15 protein-coding genes are annotated in these 16,220 nt (G+C 70.0%); 5 read left to right on the forward strand and 10 right to left on the reverse strand.

Annotation, left to right across the window (positions count from 1 at the left end; all coding sequences use genetic code 11):
• Positions 1–102 precede the first annotated feature (102 nt).
• From ACWGKS_RS03430 to ACWGKS_RS03440, 3 genes are read left to right on the forward strand one after another with little or no spacing between them, the layout of a single operon-like run.
• Positions 103–1,029 (forward strand): decaprenyl-phosphate phosphoribosyltransferase, encoded by a 927-nt coding sequence (locus tag ACWGKS_RS03430; RefSeq protein ID WP_452521621.1) that lies wholly within the window; start codon positions 103–105, stop codon positions 1,027–1,029.
• Positions 1,026–2,384, forward strand: coding sequence for an FAD-binding oxidoreductase (locus ACWGKS_RS03435; protein ID WP_358513359.1), 1,359 nt, complete (start codon positions 1,026–1,028; stop codon positions 2,382–2,384). The genes ACWGKS_RS03430 and ACWGKS_RS03435 overlap by 4 nt, the downstream gene beginning before the upstream one ends.
• A 29-nt stretch (positions 2,385–2,413) precedes the next feature.
• A complete protein-coding gene (locus ACWGKS_RS03440) occupies positions 2,414–3,166 on the forward strand; it encodes a decaprenylphospho-beta-D-erythro-pentofuranosid-2-ulose 2-reductase (protein WP_358513357.1) in 753 nt (250 codons plus the stop codon).
• A gap of 3 nt (positions 3,167–3,169) precedes the next feature.
• On the opposite strand, the gene ACWGKS_RS03445 is transcribed toward ACWGKS_RS03440, so the two are convergent.
• Positions 3,170–4,600 (reverse strand): DHA2 family efflux MFS transporter permease subunit, encoded by a 1,431-nt coding sequence (locus tag ACWGKS_RS03445; protein WP_358513355.1) that lies wholly within the window; start codon positions 4,598–4,600, stop codon positions 3,170–3,172.
• A gap of 110 nt (positions 4,601–4,710) precedes the next feature.
• Between ACWGKS_RS03445 and ACWGKS_RS03450 the strand changes: the two genes are divergently transcribed.
• Positions 4,711–5,421 (forward strand): TetR/AcrR family transcriptional regulator, encoded by a 711-nt coding sequence (locus ACWGKS_RS03450; RefSeq protein ID WP_358513353.1) that lies wholly within the window; start codon positions 4,711–4,713, stop codon positions 5,419–5,421.
• A gap of 67 nt (positions 5,422–5,488) precedes the next feature.
• On the opposite strand, the gene ACWGKS_RS03455 is transcribed toward ACWGKS_RS03450, so the two are convergent.
• The 5 genes from ACWGKS_RS03455 to ACWGKS_RS03475 all read right to left on the reverse strand — a co-directional run bounded on the left by ACWGKS_RS03455 (position 5,489) and on the right by ACWGKS_RS03475 (position 10,590).
• Entirely contained in the window at positions 5,489–6,436 is a 948-nt protein-coding gene (locus ACWGKS_RS03455) for an oxygenase MpaB family protein (protein ID WP_358513351.1), read from the reverse strand.
• 153 nt (positions 6,437–6,589) lie between these two features.
• Positions 6,590–7,174, reverse strand: a complete 585-nt coding sequence (locus ACWGKS_RS03460) for a GTP-binding protein (protein WP_358513349.1) — start codon at positions 7,172–7,174, stop codon at positions 6,590–6,592.
• Positions 7,155–7,589, reverse strand: a complete 435-nt coding sequence (locus ACWGKS_RS03465) for a DUF742 domain-containing protein (protein ID WP_358513347.1) — start codon at positions 7,587–7,589, stop codon at positions 7,155–7,157. Before ACWGKS_RS03465 ends, ACWGKS_RS03460 begins: the two co-directional genes overlap by 20 nt.
• 8 nt (positions 7,590–7,597) lie before the next feature.
• Positions 7,598–8,038 carry a roadblock/LC7 domain-containing protein gene (locus ACWGKS_RS03470; RefSeq protein ID WP_358513345.1) on the reverse strand — a complete coding sequence of 147 codons (441 nt, stop codon included), beginning with the start codon at positions 8,036–8,038 and terminating at the stop codon, positions 7,598–7,600.
• A gap of 2 nt (positions 8,039–8,040) precedes the next feature.
• A complete protein-coding gene (locus tag ACWGKS_RS03475) occupies positions 8,041–10,590 on the reverse strand; it encodes a sensor histidine kinase (protein WP_358513343.1) in 2,550 nt (849 codons plus the stop codon).
• A 458-nt stretch (positions 10,591–11,048) separates the two neighbouring features.
• Between ACWGKS_RS03475 and ACWGKS_RS03480 the strand changes: the two genes are divergently transcribed.
• The gene (locus ACWGKS_RS03480) at positions 11,049–12,149 is read left to right on the forward strand and encodes an antibiotic resistance protein VanZ (protein WP_358513341.1); all 1,101 of its coding nucleotides are present in this window, start codon (positions 11,049–11,051) and stop codon (positions 12,147–12,149) included.
• A 3-nt stretch (positions 12,150–12,152) separates the two neighbouring features.
• Here ACWGKS_RS03480 and ACWGKS_RS03485 read toward each other — a convergent pair whose 3' ends face one another.
• From ACWGKS_RS03485 to ACWGKS_RS03500, 4 genes are read right to left on the reverse strand one after another with little or no spacing between them, the layout of a single operon-like run.
• Positions 12,153–12,557 carry a DUF3592 domain-containing protein gene (locus ACWGKS_RS03485; protein ID WP_358513339.1) on the reverse strand — a complete coding sequence of 135 codons (405 nt, stop codon included), beginning with the start codon at positions 12,555–12,557 and terminating at the stop codon, positions 12,153–12,155.
• 43 nt (positions 12,558–12,600) lie between these two features.
• Positions 12,601–13,245: a TetR/AcrR family transcriptional regulator gene (locus ACWGKS_RS03490; RefSeq protein ID WP_358513337.1), complete on the reverse strand. Its 645-nt coding sequence runs from the start codon at positions 13,243–13,245 to the stop codon at positions 12,601–12,603.
• A gap of 12 nt (positions 13,246–13,257) precedes the next feature.
• Positions 13,258–15,300: a YhgE/Pip domain-containing protein gene (locus ACWGKS_RS03495; RefSeq protein ID WP_358513365.1), complete on the reverse strand. Its 2,043-nt coding sequence runs from the start codon at positions 15,298–15,300 to the stop codon at positions 13,258–13,260.
• A gap of 52 nt (positions 15,301–15,352) precedes the next feature.
• Positions 15,353–16,051 (reverse strand): ATP-binding cassette domain-containing protein, encoded by a 699-nt coding sequence (locus ACWGKS_RS03500; RefSeq protein ID WP_358513335.1) that lies wholly within the window; start codon positions 16,049–16,051, stop codon positions 15,353–15,355.
• Positions 16,052–16,220: the final 169 nt, after the last annotated feature.

Raw genomic sequence — 16,220 nt, forward strand, 5'->3', positions numbered from 1 at the left:
CCACTGCCCCGAGCCGGACCATCCCACCGGACCGCCCGCCACCCCCGTGGGCGGTCCGGTTCCCGCATCCACGTACCATCGCCGGACCCAGAGGGGGAACGCGTGACCACGGCCCCCGAGACCGAGAACCGACCCGGGCGGAGTGACGTCGTGGGACTGCCCTCGGCCCTGCTGCGGGCCTGTCGCCCGCGACAGTGGCTCAAGAACCTGTTGGTCTTCGCCGCCCCGGCCGCCGCCGGCGCGCTCACCGATCCTCGTTCCCTGCTGTTGTGCGCGGCGACCTTCGCCCTGTTCTGTGTGGCCGCCGGCGGCACCTACCTGCTCAACGACGTCCGTGACGTGGACGGTGACCGGCGGCATCCGCGCAAGCGTCACCGCCCGATCGCCTCCGGAGCCCTCCCGGTGCCCGTGGCCGTCGTGGCCGGGGTCCTGTTCGTGACCGTGGCGCCCCTGGCCTCCCTCGCGCTGGGGAGCCCGGGGCTGAGCGTGGTCCTCGGCGTGTACGTGGTCCTCACCCTGACCTACACCTGGTTTCTGAAGGACATGGTCATCGTCGACCTGGTGGCGGTGGCGGGCTGTCACGTGCTGCGCGCCATGGCCGGCGGTTACGTGGTCGGGGTGCCGCTGACCTCGTGGTTCGTGATCGTGGTGTCGCTGGCCGCCCTGCTCGTGGTGGTCGGCAAACGAGAGGCGGAACTGCGGGGTCTCGCGGAGGCCCCCGAGGAGACCCGCCCCACCCGGGCCGCCCTGCTCGGCTACACGCCCGGCTACCTGGCCCAGATGCGCACGATCGCCTCCGGCGCCATGATCGTCACCTACTGTCTCTGGGCCCTGGAACAGTCCGCGGGACCGCAGTCCCCGTTCCACGCGGCCAGTATCGTTCCGTTCATCATGTTCGTGCTCCGCTACAACCTGCTCGTGGACCGGGGCGCGGGCGAGGAACCCGAGGAGATCGCGTTGCGGGACCGCCCCCTGCAGCTCGTCCTCGTGGCCCTCGTCCTCCTGGTCGGACTGGGGATCTACCTGTGAGTCGACCGACCCTCCTCACCGGGTGGGGCCGCACCGCCCCCACCGCCGCCACCGTGGTGCGCCCGCGCACCGCCGAACAGGCCGCGGAGGCGTTGGCCCAGGCCGGGCCGCGCGGCGCACTGGCCCGTGGACTGGGCCGTTCCTACGGCGACGCCGCGCAGGCCGCCGGAGGACTCGTCCTGGACTGCACCGAACTCACCGGACCGCCCCGGCTCGATCCCGACCTCGGCGAGGTCACCGCGCCGGCCGGTACGAGTCTGCGCCGACTCATGGCGCACCTGCTGCGGCGCGGGTACTTCCCACCCGTCACCCCCGGGACCGGACACGTGACCCTGGGCGGGGCGATCGCCGCCGACGTCCACGGTAAGAACCATCACGTCGACTCCTCCATCGGCGCCCACGTGCGTTCCCTGACCCTCCTCACGCCCCGAGGCGAGGCCCTGGAGATCGGTCCCGACCACGGTGACACCGAACTGTTCTGGGCCACCGTCGGCGGGATGGGCCTGACCGGGGTCATCACCTCCGTGCGTCTGGGGGTGATCCCCGTGGAGACCGCGCACATGCGGGTGGACACCGACCGGACCGGCGACCTCGACTCCACGCTGGACCTGATGGAGCGCACCGACCAGGACTACCGGTACACGGTGTGCTGGGTGGACCTGCTCGCCCGGGGGGCCGCCACCGGTCGCGGGGTGCTGACCCGGGCCCACCACGCCCGCGTCACCGACCTGCCCGCGCCGCTGCGCCGCGAACCCCTCCGGTACCGCCCGAGTGCTCCACTGAGCGCACCGCCGTGGGCGCCGCCGCGCCTGCTCAACCGGGCGACCGTCGGCGCCTTCAACACCGCCTACCACCACGCTGCGCCCGAGCGCAGGCGGGGGCAGGCCCGACCGCTGGGCGGGTTCTTCCACCCGCTGGACAAGGTGCGGGGCTGGAACCGCATGTACGGTCCGCACGGGTTCGTGCAGTACCAGTTCGTGGTGCCCTTCGGGGAGGAGGGCACCCTGCGCCACGTCGTGGAGGGGTTGTCGAAGGCCGGCGCGCCCTCGTTCCTGGCGGTCCTCAAACGCATGGGCGCGCCCACCCCGGGGCCGCTCTCGTTCCCCCGACCCGGGTGGACGCTCGCCCTGGACCTGCCCGCCGAGTTCCCCGGTCTGGCCGGGCTGCTGCGAGGTTTCGACGAACGGGTGCTCGCCGCCGGCGGACGTCTGTACCTGGCCAAGGACAGCCGGGCGGACGCCGAGGCCGTGCACGCCATGTACCCCGACCTGCCCGCCTGGCGGAAGGTGCGCGAACGGGTCGACCCCGACGGGGTCCTCGTCTCCGACCTGGCCCGCCGGCTGCGGCTCCTCTGAACCACCCACCCGGACCGGAAGGAAACCCCATGCGCGACTCGCTGGGAAAGGTGCGCACCGTGCTGTTGCTCGGCGGGCGCAGCGAGATCGGCCTCGCCGTGGTCGAACGACTGGTGCGCGAGGGCGCCCGCGAGGTGGTCCTGGCCGCCCGTGGCGGGGTCGCCGAACCGCCGAGCGTCCTGAAGGCGTTGGGCGCCACCGTCCATTCCTTGGAGTTCGAGGCCGAGGCGACCGACACCCACGCCGACACGGTGGCCGCCGCCGTGGAGCTGGTCGGCGACCTGGACGTGGTGGTGGACGCGTTCGGTGTGTTGGGGGAGCAGGCCGAGTACGACGGGGACCCGCACGCCGCCGCCCGTTCGGCGGCGGTGAACTTCACCGGACACGTGTCGGTCGACCTGGCCGTCGCCGCCAGGCTGCGCGAACAGGGCCACGGCACGCTCGTGGTGCTGTCGTCCGTGGCGGGGGTCCGGGTGCGCCGCGCCAACTTCGTCTACGGGTCCGCGAAGGCCGGCCTGGACGGGTTCGCGCAAGGGCTGGCGGACTCTCTGCACGGCAGCGGCGCACGCGTTCTGGTGGTGCGCCCGGGGTACGTGGCCACCCGCATGTCCGCGCACGTGGACCCGGCGCCCTTCCCCGCCACGCCGGGCCAGGTCGCCGATGCCGTGGCCAAGGGGTTGCGGGGCAGGGCGACCACCGTGTGGGCGCCGAGCGTTCTGCGGCCGGTGTTCACGGGAATGCGGCTGATGCCGCGGCCGATCTGGCGCAGATTGGGGCGCTGAAGGTCAGGGGCGGGCCTTGGGAAGGAACATCGCCGGGATCAGCGCCAGCGCCGTCAGCCCGGTCATCCACCAGAAGGTGGCCTGGAACGCCAAGGTGGGGACGGTGCCGCCGGCGAGCAGCGATGACAGCAACAGGGCGAGCGCGGCCGTGCCCACCGCGGCGCCGATCCGCTGGGTCACGTTCAGGGCGCTGCTGGCACGGGGCACCTGGTCGGAGGGCAACCCGCGGTAGGCGGTGGCCAACATCGGGACCATCGCGGTACCCAGACCCAGACCGCGTACGAACATCGCCGAGGCGAGCAGCGCCTGCGAGGTGTCCGGTCCCGCCACGGCGAACGGCGCGGTGGCCACGGCGCCCACCAGCAACCCGCCCACGACCAGGTAGCGGGGGCCGCTGCGGTCGGCGATCGGGCCGACGAACAGGTTGACCAGAGCCACCCCGGCCGCCATCGGGGCCATCAACAGCCCCGCCGTCAACGCCGTGGTCCCCTGCACCTGCTGGAAGAACAACGGCAGTAGGAACATGCCCGCCCAGATGCACAGCCCGAACACGAACATGAGCATCGCGCCCAACCGGAACAGCACGTCACCGAAGAGCCGCAGGTCGATCACGGGGGCGGGGCCGCCGGAGCGACGACGCAGGGAGTGCACCGCGAAACCCGCGATGAGGAGCAGCCCCACGGCGACGAACACCGGCGCGAACCGGACGTCGCCCAGCACCGACAACCCGTAGAGCATGGTCGCGATCCCGGGGGAGAGCAACGCCAACCCCAGCACGTCCAGCCGCTCACTCGACCGCGGATCACCGCGCTCCACACCGCGCACGCCCAGGATCATGGCGAGCACCACCAGGGGGATCGACACCAGGAAGATCCAGCGCCACCCCAGCGAGTCCAGGACCAGACCGCCCAGGACCGGGCCCATGGCGGGCGCGATCTGGATCGGCACGCTCAGTAGCCCGATGGCCCGCCCCAGGCGCTGCGGTCCGGCGGCCTGCACCAGCACCGTCATGACCAGGGGCAGGACCATGCCGCTGCCCAACCCGGTGATCACGCGGAACGCGATGAGGCTCTCGATCGACCAGGCCGTCGCGCACAGCAACGACCCCAGACCGAACAGGCCCAGCGCCATCATCCAGGTGGCGCGTTGTCCGAACCGGTCCACGGCCCAACCGGTCACCGGGATGACGGAGGCGGTGGAGAGCAGGTAGGCACTGGCCACCCATTGGGCGGTGGACACGGGGGCGTCCAGGGCGTGGGACAGGTGGTCGACCGCCACGTTGACGATGGTGGTGTCGAGTAGCGCGGCCATCGCCCCGACGAGGAGGACCCCGGCGAGTTTCCACAACGCGGGGTCGAGTCGGGTGGGAGCGGGCATGGGGGCGGGAGCCAGGGAGGGGTCCGGCGTGGTCTGGGAGGTATCGTGCTCGGCCATCACAAGGAAACTACACGGTGCAGTTTCCCGAGGAGACGGTCGGGGACCACCGAAGGTGCGCCAGACTGGTGGGGGTAGACGGATCGGTGCGGCCACGGTGGAGGTGGGCGATGACGGACCCCTGTGATGAGGCGCGCGCACGCCGTTCCGAGGTCAAACGCGAGGCGATCGTGGAGGCGGCGCTGCGTGTGTTCCTCCATGAGGGCTACACCCGAGCCTCGGTGGACGCCATCGCCGCCGACGCCGGGGTCTCCAAACGCACCATCTACAACCACTTCGCCGACAAACGGGAACTGTTCGTCACGATCGTGGAGCGCAGCAGCGCCGCGTTGGCGGCCGACCACGCCCGCATCGCCGAACGCCACCTCGCCGACGCCGAGGACGCCCGGACCGCGCTGATCGCCTTCGGGGACGAGTGGCTCTCCCCGAACGGACGCCGACCCGACCACGGCGCCCTGGTCCGGTTGCTCATCTCCGAGGCCGCGCACTTCCCGGACGCCGCCAGGGTGTGGACGGCGCGCGGCCCCGGCCTTTCGCTGCGGACCCTGGCCACGTACCTGAGGGGCATGGCCGACCGCGGCCTGTTGGCACTCGAACCCGATGAGGAGGACGAGGCGGCGGGCCACTACATGGCCCTGGTGCGCAGTCCCGTCAACAACCGGGCGTTCTTCGGGGCGCTGCCGCTGCCGGAGGAAGAGGTGCGCGCGGTGGTCCGGTCGGGAGTGGACGCCTTCCTGCGCATCCACGCGGCGGCGGTCGCTCAGGCCTCGGTGAACCCATCGGTCCGATCGAGGAGTTCACCGAGGCCGGGGACCGCGTAGGTCCGGTGCGAGGCGATGCCCGGCCCAGGGCCCGGCTCATGTCTCAGGGGTCCTCCGGGGAGGGGTGTCAACGCCGTTCGGGGGCGATGGCCTGGCCGGGAGCGGGGACCTTCGCTCCGGTGGCGGCGACCTCCTGGGTGAGCATGTCGTGGGGGACCGGGCAACCCTTGGGGAAGGTGCCGATGCGGGAGGGGTCGTAGCCGTCGGGGTACATGCGGATGTTGGGGCTCATCCGGGCCCAACGCGGTTCCTCGCGCGGCTTCATCCGCCGCACCACCTTGGCCCGGCCCTTCATCGCCAGGTCACTGGCCTTGCGCCAGAAGGCGGACGGTTCCGGGTAGTCGAACGCCTTGATCAGGCCGTCCTCCAACAGGGCCTTGGTGAAGGGACGGACCAGCGGGCGCTGCCAGGACGGGTAGAAGTTCACCATCAGTTCGAGGGTGGCGTCGGAGACCGCGCGGCCGCCCTCGGTGTAGGCGAAGTGCTCCGCCTCCATGGAGTCCATGAGCCGGCGGAACTCTTCGTAGGTCTCCGGGATGTCCTTGATCGCCATGTGCTTGCCGAGCTTGCGGTAGTAGTTGGTGCTCGCGGCGATCTCGTGGTCGGTGAGGCGGCGCCATCCGTAACCGTAGTCGTTGAGCCAGCGGACCGGCATGACGACGAAGGTGCTCAGGACGTAGAGGTAGTCCTCGTTGCTGATCTCGTAGGAGCGGTGCATCTGGTTCATCCGACGCAGCGCGTCACGGCCGCGGCCGGGGCCGAAACCGTGCTCCATGATGTCGTTCAGGATCAGCGCGGTGTCGTCGTAGCGGTGCTGGGTGCGTTCGGTGAACTCATGGGTGTCACCGAGCAGTTGTCCGACGCTGGGCATGGCGTAGGTGCGGTACAGCGCCAGGCCCAGAGCCTGTTCGATGTCCCAGGGGAACTCCCGCGTTCCCAGGAGGCGGACGATCTCCTCGCAGTCCGCTTCGGCGTCCAGTTTCTGGATCTTGTCGTGCAGGTCGAAACGTCTCATGGGAACTCCCACCTTCGTCCTGGCCCGCCCGAGACGGATCCAGGGTCGTCGGGTACACGAAACGTCACTCCGTTTCGTCGCCCCGACTTTACCCGGAAGGCCCGCGTGTACAGGGGAAGTGGGGGGTGTCCACCGCCTAACGATCCGGGGCCGTCAGGCGCTGACGCTCTCGGCGACGCGGTTGACCAGGGTCAGCAGCACATCCTTGGCGGACTTCCGGTCGCGGGCGTCGCACAGGACGACCGGGATCTCCGGGTTCAGGCTCAACGCCTCGCGGACCTCTTCCGGTTCGTACAGGTGGGCTCCCTCGAAGCAGTTCACCGCGACCACGAAAGGCACGCCGCGACGCTCGAAGAAGTCCACCGCGGCGAAGCACGTCTCCAGGCGACGGGTGTCGGCGATGACGATGGCGCCGAGGGCGCCCTCCGACAGCTCCTCCCACATGAACCAGAAACGCTCCTGGCCGGGTGTGCCGAACAGGTACAGCACCAGGCTCTCGTTGATGGTGATGCGGCCGAAGTCCAGCGCCACCGTGGTGGTCGACTTGGACTCCACCCCGGACAGGTCGTCGACCCCGTAGCTGGCCTCGGTCATCACCTCCTCGGTGCTGAGCGGGGCGATCTCGCTGACCGCACCGACCAAGGTGGTCTTTCCGGCGCCGAAGCCACCGGCGACCAGGATCTTCAGGGCCGAGGGAACCGGGGCCTCGGTGCCAGGGTCAGAGTCTGTGGATGCCATCGAGTACCGCCTGGAGTACGTCCCGGCTCACCGGGCTCTTTGCTTTGTAGGGGGCTCTGGCCAGGGCGAGGCCCCGGTTGAGCAGGTCGCTGATCAGCACCTTGACCACGGCGACCGGGATGTCCAGGTGAGCGGAGACCTCGGCCACCGACTGCGGCCTTCGGCACAGCTCCAGGATGCGCAGCTGTTCCGGTTCGAGGGCCAGTTCGTCGACCTCGGCCCGCTTGGCCGCGATCACCACGCTGATCATGTCCAACTGGACGGTGTCCGCGTGGTCGCGGCCCTGCGCGATCACGTAGGGGCGTACGAGCGGGCCGGCCTCCTCGGGGGCGGAATCCTCGCCGTAGTCGCCCACCACGTCACGCTGGGGTGGGACGGGACGTATACCGCCCGGGAACTCGTCATGCGCTTGCATACCGACCCCTATCGGTTGGCTTCGGGAGTAGCGCCCTCGTGGCGAGGCGCGGCGTCCATGTAACGGCCCACCTGCTCGACCAGGACGTTCATCTCGTAGGCGATGAGTCCCACGTCGGCGCTCTCCTCGGCCAGGACGGCGAGGCAGGCGCCACGTCCCGCACCGGTGACGAACAGGTAGGCCTGCTCCATTTCGACGACCGTCTGGAGTACCTCGCCGCCGCCGAAGTGGCGGCCGGTGCCCCGGGCCAGACTCTGGAACGCGGAGGCCACGGCGGACAGGTGCTCGGCGTCCTCCTTGACCAGGTCACGGGAACGGCCGATGAGCAGGCCGTCGGCCGAGAGGACGATCGCGTGCCGGGAACCGACCGCGCGGTCCAGCAGCTCGTCGAGCAGCCAGTCGATGTCCTTCTTGCCGGCGGTCCCGCCTGCGCTTTCGATACTGGTCACGGTTACGAGTCCTTGTCGGTGTCGTTGGTGTTCTGCCGGCCCTCACGTCGTCCACGGTCCGTCCCCCTCTGGAACGCGGACATGTTCTTGCGCAGACGTTCCAGCCGTTCCGAGCTGTCGAGCGCGTGCGGGGTCACGTCCCGTGAGCCGGAGGCGGGTCCGCCCGAGCCCTCGGAGGAGGGGTCGTCGGCCAACTGGGGTGCGAGGTTCTCCTGTGGGCGTCGTTTGGGCAGCGCCGGTCGGCCACCGCCGGACGGCACCGTCTCCGGGGCCGAAGGAGCAGACGGGGTCGATGGCGCCTTGGCCTCGGTCGAGGTGTCGGGCACGGCGCTGATCCGGGAGCCGCGGGTGGGCAGCGGAGGACGCTCGTCCCCGGGCCCGGCCAGGACGTCCTCACCCGTGCTCGGTTCGACCGGAGTGGCGACCGAGGTCAGCAACGGCTTGTCGGTGTCTCCCTCACCGTCGGTCCGACCTGACTCCAGGGCGGCCTCGGGGGTGCGATCGACGATCTCGCGCACCTCCCAGATGTCCTCCTTGGAGTCCTGGGAGGAGGTCAGCGGGGTGCGGTCACCGGAGATGATCTCCTGCGGCAGCAGGACGATGGCCTGCACACCGCCATAGGGCGAGGGACGCAGGTGCACACGGATGCCGTGGCGGTGGGCCAGGTGCGAGACCACGAACAGACCCAGACGCATCTTCTCGTTGAGCCGCATGACGTCGAACTCGGGCGGCTCGGCCAACAGGGAGTTGGCCGACTCCAGCTCGCTCTCGGTCATGCCCAGGCCGCGGTCCTCGATCTCGACCGTCACGCCGTTGGGCACGTCATCGCTGCTCAGCCGGACGTTCGTGTGCGGGGGCGAGAACATGGCGGCGTTGTCGACCAGCTCGGCGACGAGGTGGATGACGTCGGCGACGGCGGGGCCGTTGAGGTCGACCCGGGCGATGCGCTCGCGCTTGACCCGGGTGTAGTCACCGGATTCGGAGATCGCGCCGCGCAGGACGTCGATCAGTGGCATCGGGCGGTGCCAGGTGCGACCGGGGGCCTCACCGCCGAGGATCAGCAGGTTCTCGGCGTTACGACGCGAACGGGTCGCCAGGTGGTCCAGCTTGAACAGCTGGGAGAGCTGCTCCGGGTCCTCCTGCTCGCGCTCCATCTTGTCCAGCAGGCGCAGCTGGCGGTGGACCAGGGTCTGGCTGCGGTGCGCGATGTTGAGGAAGACGCGGTTGATGCCGTGACGCAGTTCGGTCTGCTGCACGGCCTCATCGACAGCGGCGCGCTGGGCGGTGTTGAAGGCCTTGGCGACGTCACCGATCTCGTCGTCCTCGACACGCAGCTCGGGGAGTTCGGTGGTGGTGTCGACCCGATCGCCGCGGTGCAGGCGCCCCATGATGGAGGGGAGACGCTCCTCGGCCAGCGACTGCGACTCGTCTCGCAGCGTCAGCAGGCGTTCGGTGAGGTTGCGGGAGGAACGCCGTGCCAGGTAGAAGGCGGCACCGGCCACGGCGGCCACACTGAGGCTGCCGCCGACCGCGAGCATCACGGCTCGGTTGGCGTCCCTGCGGATCACGGTGGCCGTGTAGTCGGCCTCGTCGGCGCCCAGGGCGGTGAGTTCGGTCAGGACGTGCCCGTAGGCCTGGTCCCACGCGGCCTCGTCCACCGGCATGGACAGGTCGTCGACGGTCTCCGGGGCGAGGGTGACCGGGTCGGTGGTGGTCTCGGTCTCGACCTCACGACCGGAGATCTCGGCCCGCATCTGTTGCAGGGCCGCGTACTCGGGACTTTCCAGGACGGCCTCGTAGCGCTCCTGCTGGCCGGGACCCCCCAGGTAGGGGGCGTTGGCGTGCAGAAACGCCTCGTAGGAGCCCATCATGGCGGTGAACTCGCGTTGGTCCTCGACGCTGAGTTCGTCGGTGGCGAAGCCTCGGGCGATCTGGGCGTCGGCCTGGGCGAGGATGTCCACGGTGCGGAACATGTACACCGCGCTGAAGCCGGGGTTGACCGCGTCGCCGTCGTTACCGGTGCGGCCCTGGCTGTCGAAGCTGTCGGAGCCGTGTTGGATGAGCTCGTTGTAGTAGTCCAGGACGTCGTCGCGGCCCGCGTCACCGGAGTCGATGGCCTCGCGCGTCTGGTCGATGTCCTGGTACATGCCGTACAGCATCTCGATGTGCATGCCGCCGTCACCGGGGGCCAGGTCGGCGAAGCCCATGAGGTCCTCGACGATCACACCGAGGGACTCGTCGGTGCTCTGCCGGGCCTCGGCCATCCTCTGGGAGAGGTCGGCGTCGTCGGGGTTCTCCAGATAGGCGATCGTGGCCGAGCGTTCGGTCATGGCGTCCACGAGGCCGACCGCGGCAGGGGTGAGCAGATCCTCGGTGCCCTTGGCCCGGATGATCTGGTAGGCCGCGTCACCACTGAGAACGATGGTGAGGGCCAGCCACAGCACGAGCAGGGCGGTCGTGGGGATCATGACCATGGCGCGGATACGGGCGGTGATCGTACGCCCACGTTTTCTCGGTACTGCCTGCACGATGCTCCTGTCGCTCCGCGTCATGGGGTGAGTCATTCGGGCTCGGGGGCGTGTCCGCCTCGTCGCTCTTCGCGACCGGCGTGTGCACACCGCCTCCCGCCCAGACGCCGTGCCCCTCCTGGGGTGTGGGTGACACGGTCTTGCCGCAGAGTAACCACATATGGGGGTTTTCGGCTTTGGGGATCGTATCTCGGCTGGGAAACGCCGGATTATCCGGGGGTGGAGGCAGTCTGCCATGAACCGGTGAAATGTTCATACAAGTGCTGGTCTGCCACCTACTGGTGAGTATGGTGCTGATGTTGCGCACGACTATAGGACAAAGGTCACATGCGGCCATAGGGGTACGACAACAGTTATTCACCGGTACATACGACCGTCGTACCAATGGGTATGGGGTTCCAAAAACTCGGTACCGCGCCCACCTCGCCCTCGTCCGTACTAGCGTTGCGGCCCGGAGGCGCGGGAACGGGGAGAGGGACACCATGGGGCAGGCGTTCGGCGGGGGACAGGCCGCCATCGACGTGGCGGTGGTCGGCCTGCCACTGCTGATGGTGATCGGGTCCGCCCTCTACCTACGCGGACAACACCGGCGCTACGGTCGCCTGGTCGGCTGGCCCGGACAGCTCACACTGGCCGCGCTGCTCAGCGGAATCGGTCTGGCCGCCTACGCGGTCTGGCCCCTGCCGACCTCCATCGACGGGTTGTGCCCGGTAGTGCCTCGACCGGCACCCGCCCTGGACGTGGGCTCGGCCCTGCTCGCCCTCGGGGTGTTCCTCCCGGTCGGAATCCTGGCCCGCGCCCGCTTCCGTCGAGGTCTCCTGGTCACCATCGCCCTGGGAACGGCACTGGCGTTGGCGGTGACCGCGATCCGGGCGACCGGAGTGTTGGGCCTCTACCCCTGTTCCTACGCCGACGACGCGAGCGCGCTCACGGGGATCGCCGTGGCCGGGGTCCTCCTCGGGTGGCTCCTGGCCCGCCTGGTGCCGGCGCTGTGGCCGTGGGGTCCGCATCGCTCCTGGCCGGGCGCGGTGCCCGACCGCGGCCTCCCCGACCTCACCCGCCGGGTTCTCGGCGTCCTGCTGGACCTGGGGTCGTGGTGGTACGGATCGGCCCTCGTCGTCGCGCTGGCGCACGCCTATGGAGTGGTCGAACCCGGAGCCGAGAACGAGGTGCGCGCCGCCATGCTCCTCGGCCTGGCGGTGGTGTTCTCGCTCTTCCTGCCCCTGCTGCGTCGCGATCGGTCCACCCCGGGGTGCTCCGCCGTCCGTCTCGCGCTGACCGAACCCACGGCGGCCCGCCCGGCCGCCCGGCACCGCGTCCTGGCGCGCACACTCCTGTTGCACGCGCCCATCGTGGCGCTCATCGCCCTCGGCCTGGGGTGGTGGTCACTGATCGTGGTCGCCCTGCACGCCTGCACCGCGCTGGTGCGCTCCGACGGCACGGGACTGGTCGACCTGGTCTGCGGGACCCGGGTCCGTACCCGCGCCACCCTGGACGGCGGGCTGCCCGGACGTCTGGTGCGCTACTCGGCGCCCGACACCGAACACCCCGGCCCACCGGAGCGGCGGCCCACCCCCGTATGAGCCTCAGGGGGTCTCGTTCCAGTTCAGATAACCGAGGAACATCCCGGCCAGTACCAGGATCAGACCCAGGGTGCCGAACAGCGCCCGCACGTAGTGGCTCAACCAGGGGGCGGAGACGATCCGGGCCCGCTCGGGGCTGTCCGGGTCGTAGGAGACGGTGACGATCTCCCCCGCGCGGGAGGCGGTCCACCCCGTGTTCTCGTGCTCGGCGTGGACCTCCTTGCCGTCCTCGGTCTGGAACTGCACGATCATCCGGGACGCGACCGAGGTCTCGTGGTAGCCGATGACCCGGGCCTTGGCCCGCACGCCGTGTCTGATCAGGCGTAGCTCCATTCGGGTGTCCCGGGCGACGACCAACAGGATGATCGCTCCGGCCAGAGCCGGCAACAGGGGATAGAGGTCGGCCATGTCGGGGGAGTCCTTCCGGGTTCGCGCGGGGTGGGGGTGACGCTCAGCGCGTCGGGGTGGGGGAGCCGATCAATCCGTCGGCCACGTGCGCAAGGGTGGTGTGGATCTCCTCCACGGGACGTTCGGGTTGGAGCGTCCGCCAGTCGAGTGCCACGGTCACCACCATGCCGAACAGGGCGGATCCCGCAAGTGAAGTGTCCAGGTCCGGCCGGGTCAGACCACGTTCGACCATCGCGTCGAGCTGTTCGGTGATGACCCCGATCGCCTGGGTGCGGATCTGTCGGACGGTGGTGTACCAGGAGCGGTTGGTGCGCCAGGTCTCCGCCATGAGCAGCCGGGCCAGCGCCTCGTGGGCGCCGATGAACACCACACCGGCCCGCAGCACTTCGGTCAGCGCCTGGCGGGGCTCGACCTCGGGACCTGGGACGGCCTGCCGCAGGGTGTCGGCCAGCCGGGTCACGCCCCATTCCAGCAGGGCGGCGTACAACTCGTCCTTGCCCCCGAAGTTGTAGTAGACGGTGCCCTTGGCGACTCCCGCCCGTTCGGCGATCTCGTCCACCGTGGTGGCGCCGTATCCCTGTTCGGACACCAGGGTCACGGCGGCCTCGAAGAGCTTGCGTCGGGTCGCCTCGCGGCGGCCTCCCACACGTCGGGCCGGGCCCGGGGTCTGCACGTTCATCGCCTCCATTGTGCCCGCCGGTCAAATCCTCAAGGCCGGATGGAGCGTGGACATCGTCCATGAGCGCTTGCGGGCCACGGCGAGCCACGTCAACAACAGGGGTATCACCAACCACAGGGACATCACCCCGAAGGCCTGTGCGACCAACGCCATGTCACCGCCACCGATCAGGTGCCGCATCGCGGTCACACCCCAGTACAACGGTAGGTAGGGCCCGATGGCCTGGAAGAAGCCCGGGCTGGTCTCGATCGGATAGGTGCCACCGGCGGAGGTCAACTGGAGCACCAGCAGCCCCAGCGCCACCACACGACCGGCCGCCTTGAGCCGAACGGTCAGGAACTGCACGGTGGCGGCGAACGCGGACGCGGTGAGCAACAGGAACGCCAGCATCAGCGGCCAGTTCACCGATTCCAGGCCCAACCCCAGGTGCAGGACGGCCATCATGACCGCCACCTGCGCCCAGCCGAGCACCATGGGCGCCACCCGACCGGCCCACGCCACCCGCCAGGACGGCGCGGACGAGGCCAGGGCGCGGTCGGACAGGGCCGGCAACACCATGAACACGACCATCGCGCCCACCCACAGGGACAGGGGTACGAAGAACGGGGCGAATCCGGTGCCGTAGTCGGGCACTTCGTTGTCGACCTCGCTGTCCAGCCGGACGGGGTCGCTCATCATCTCGGCGGCGGTGGTCCGCCCGTCGTCGGAGTAGGTGGGCATCTCCTCCACCCCATCGGCCAGGCCGGAGGCGAGCTCGTCGGAGCCCGACGACAGTTCCCCGAGCCCGTCGTGCAGGTCGCCCGCGCCGTCGCCGATGGTGCCCAGACCGGTGTTGAGCTCACCCGCGCCCTCGGACGCGGTGGACAGCCCGTCGCGGAGCTTCCCGGCGCCTTCGGCCAGGTCGGCCAATCCCTCGTCCAGTTCGTCGATCTGATCGCGGGCGTCCTCGGCCTGGCCCACGATGTCGGGCAGGTCGTCGGCGATCTCGGTGGCGCGCTCGCTCAGCGCGGCGGCGTCGTCGGCGGTCGCGTCGATCTGCGCGCGGTTGTCGTCGACGAACCCGGCCACGTCCAGGGCGGTGTCCATGGCGTCCTGGAGGTCGGTCAGCAGCACGTGCAGTTCGGGCTGTTCCCGTTCCAGCTCGGGGTTCTCCTCCAGGTAGGCGGTGAGGCGGCCGTCGACCTCCTCCATGCCGGAGACGTCGATCTCCTCGGGTAGTTCGTCGAGGGCGTCGTTCACCCCGGCGGCCACGTCGGCGATCAGCTCGGCGCGCTCCTGGATGTCGGGGATGTCCTCCTCGACCCGGGGGAGGACGTCGTCGGCCAATGTGTCCAGCTCGTCGACCTTGGCGGAGACCTGCTCGGAGGCGTCGCCGGCGCCGCTCGCCAGCGTCTTGGAACCCTCGTACAGGTCGCCGATCCCCTCGTCGAGGGAGCCCGCTCCGGTGTGCGCGTCGTCGATGCCGTCGGAGAGTTCACCGGAACCGCTCTCGGCGTCGCCCGCGCCCTCGGAGAGCCGGTCGGCCCCGTCGGCGGCCTCCTCGGTCTTGTCGTGGATCTCGTTGAAGCCGAGGAAGATCTGGTCGAGGTAGTCGCTGATCGCGGAGGAGGCGGCGGCCTGGCGGATCTCGTTGAAGGCGCTGCCGGCCAGCTGGCGGACGATGTAGCTGTTGGAGTCGTTGTAGTTCGCGACGAGCAGGGCGGTGGTGGGGTCCTCCCGCTCGCGCGAGGGCGAGGTGAGGGACTCGCTGAAGTGGTCGGGGACGGTGAGGGTGACGTAGTAGTCGCCACCGGCGAGGCCTCGGGCGGCGTCGTCGGCGTCGACGAGGCGCCAGTCGAGGTCACCGCGTTCCAGGAGGGTGTCGGAGAGTTCCTCGCCGGCGTTGATCCGCTCACCGTCCACCTCGGCCCCCTCGTCCTCGACGACGAGGGCGACGGGCAGGTGTTCCATGCGGTCGAAGGGGTCCCAGAAGGACCACAGGTACATCCCCGAGTAGAGCAGGGGGATGAGCGTCAGGGCGGCCAGCGCGGCGGTGGGAAGGGGCGACCGCAGGAAGGACCGCATGGTGAGCAGCCCGAGGCGGGGGACGGCCAGCGGGCGCGGGCGCGGGGTCCGGTCAGTCCTGGACACGGTGGGCGCCTCCCTCGCGGCGGTCGCGCTGCCGGATGGGGATCGGTCCTTGGGTGTCGTGATCGGCCACCGTGGCCAGTTCCCGGGCGTCGGCGCAGGTGGCGATGACGGTGAGTCCTTCGTCGGACAGGTCCTTGAGGGTGCGCCACATGGCGGCCTGGTTCTGGGGGCTCAGCCCGCCGTCGACGTCGTCCACCGCCAGTAGGCGGGGCTCGTGCACCAGTCCCAGGGCCATGCCCAGGCGTCGGCGTTCGGGCATCGGTAGTTCCTTGATGAGGGTGCTCCGGTCCAGGTCGGACAGGCCGACCGCCGCCATGGCCTCGTCGGCGACGGTGCTCGCGGCGGGGCGTAGTCGCAGCAGGCGGGCCTCGGAGAGGTGTTCGCGTACACGCAGGCGTTCGTCGAGCACGTTGACGTCGTCCATGAGGCCGAGGGCACTGATGCGGCGGACCTTGCGCGCCTGTTCGGGCAGCGGGTGGCCGTCGACGTGCAGTTCGCCCCCGGTGGGGCGCATACGCCCGGTGAGGGTGAGGAGCAGGGAGCTGCGGCCTCCGCCGGAGTCCGCCTGGAAGACGGTGAGCGTTCCCGGCCGGGCGGTGAGGTCGACCCCCGTGTAGACGGGGCCCTCACGGGTGGTGAGCGTGACGTCCTCGGCGTGCACGCGTGCTCCGGTGGCCCGACGCATTCCTGGTGTCCTCCTATTTTTGAACTGACCAGTCAGTACAAATTCGGGTTCCACCGTACTGTGTCGAACCCGCGCCGCGATCGCCCGGGACTGTGGTCTCCCGCACAGGTTCACTCGTTTTCCCGTATCTATTGCAATAGATACGTAATTGCGTAATCCTGTGGACAGG

It is taken from the genome of Nocardiopsis sp. NPDC055879, from assembly GCF_053615935.1.

Bases quoted from the DNA above. Each gene is read 5' to 3' on its own strand.
- ACWGKS_RS03485 (WP_358513339.1), bottom strand. From the start codon at position 12,557: ATGGCCGACCTCTATCCCCTGTTGCCGGCTCTGGCCGGAGCGATCATC.
- ACWGKS_RS03475 (WP_358513343.1), bottom strand. From the start codon at position 10,590: ATGACGCGGAGCGACAGGAGCATCGTGCAGGCAGTACCGAGAAAACGT.
- ACWGKS_RS03445 (WP_358513355.1), bottom strand. From the start codon at position 4,600: ATGGCCGAGCACGATACCTCCCAGACCACGCCGGACCCCTCCCTGGCT.
- ACWGKS_RS03480 (WP_358513341.1), top strand. From the start codon at position 11,049: ATGGGGCAGGCGTTCGGCGGGGGACAGGCCGCCATCGACGTGGCGGTG.
- ACWGKS_RS03440 (WP_358513357.1), top strand. From the start codon at position 2,414: ATGCGCGACTCGCTGGGAAAGGTGCGCACCGTGCTGTTGCTCGGCGGG.
- ACWGKS_RS03495 (WP_358513365.1), bottom strand. From the start codon at position 15,300: ATGCGGTCCTTCCTGCGGTCGCCCCTTCCCACCGCCGCGCTGGCCGCC.
- ACWGKS_RS03465 (WP_358513347.1), bottom strand. From the start codon at position 7,589: ATGCAAGCGCATGACGAGTTCCCGGGCGGTATACGTCCCGTCCCACCC.
- ACWGKS_RS03490 (WP_358513337.1), bottom strand. From the start codon at position 13,245: ATGGAGGCGATGAACGTGCAGACCCCGGGCCCGGCCCGACGTGTGGGA.
- ACWGKS_RS03460 (WP_358513349.1), bottom strand. From the start codon at position 7,174: ATGGCATCCACAGACTCTGACCCTGGCACCGAGGCCCCGGTTCCCTCG.
- ACWGKS_RS03450 (WP_358513353.1), top strand. From the start codon at position 4,711: ATGACGGACCCCTGTGATGAGGCGCGCGCACGCCGTTCCGAGGTCAAA.
- ACWGKS_RS03500 (WP_358513335.1), bottom strand. From the start codon at position 16,051: ATGCGTCGGGCCACCGGAGCACGCGTGCACGCCGAGGACGTCACGCTC.
- ACWGKS_RS03455 (WP_358513351.1), bottom strand. From the start codon at position 6,436: ATGAGACGTTTCGACCTGCACGACAAGATCCAGAAACTGGACGCCGAA.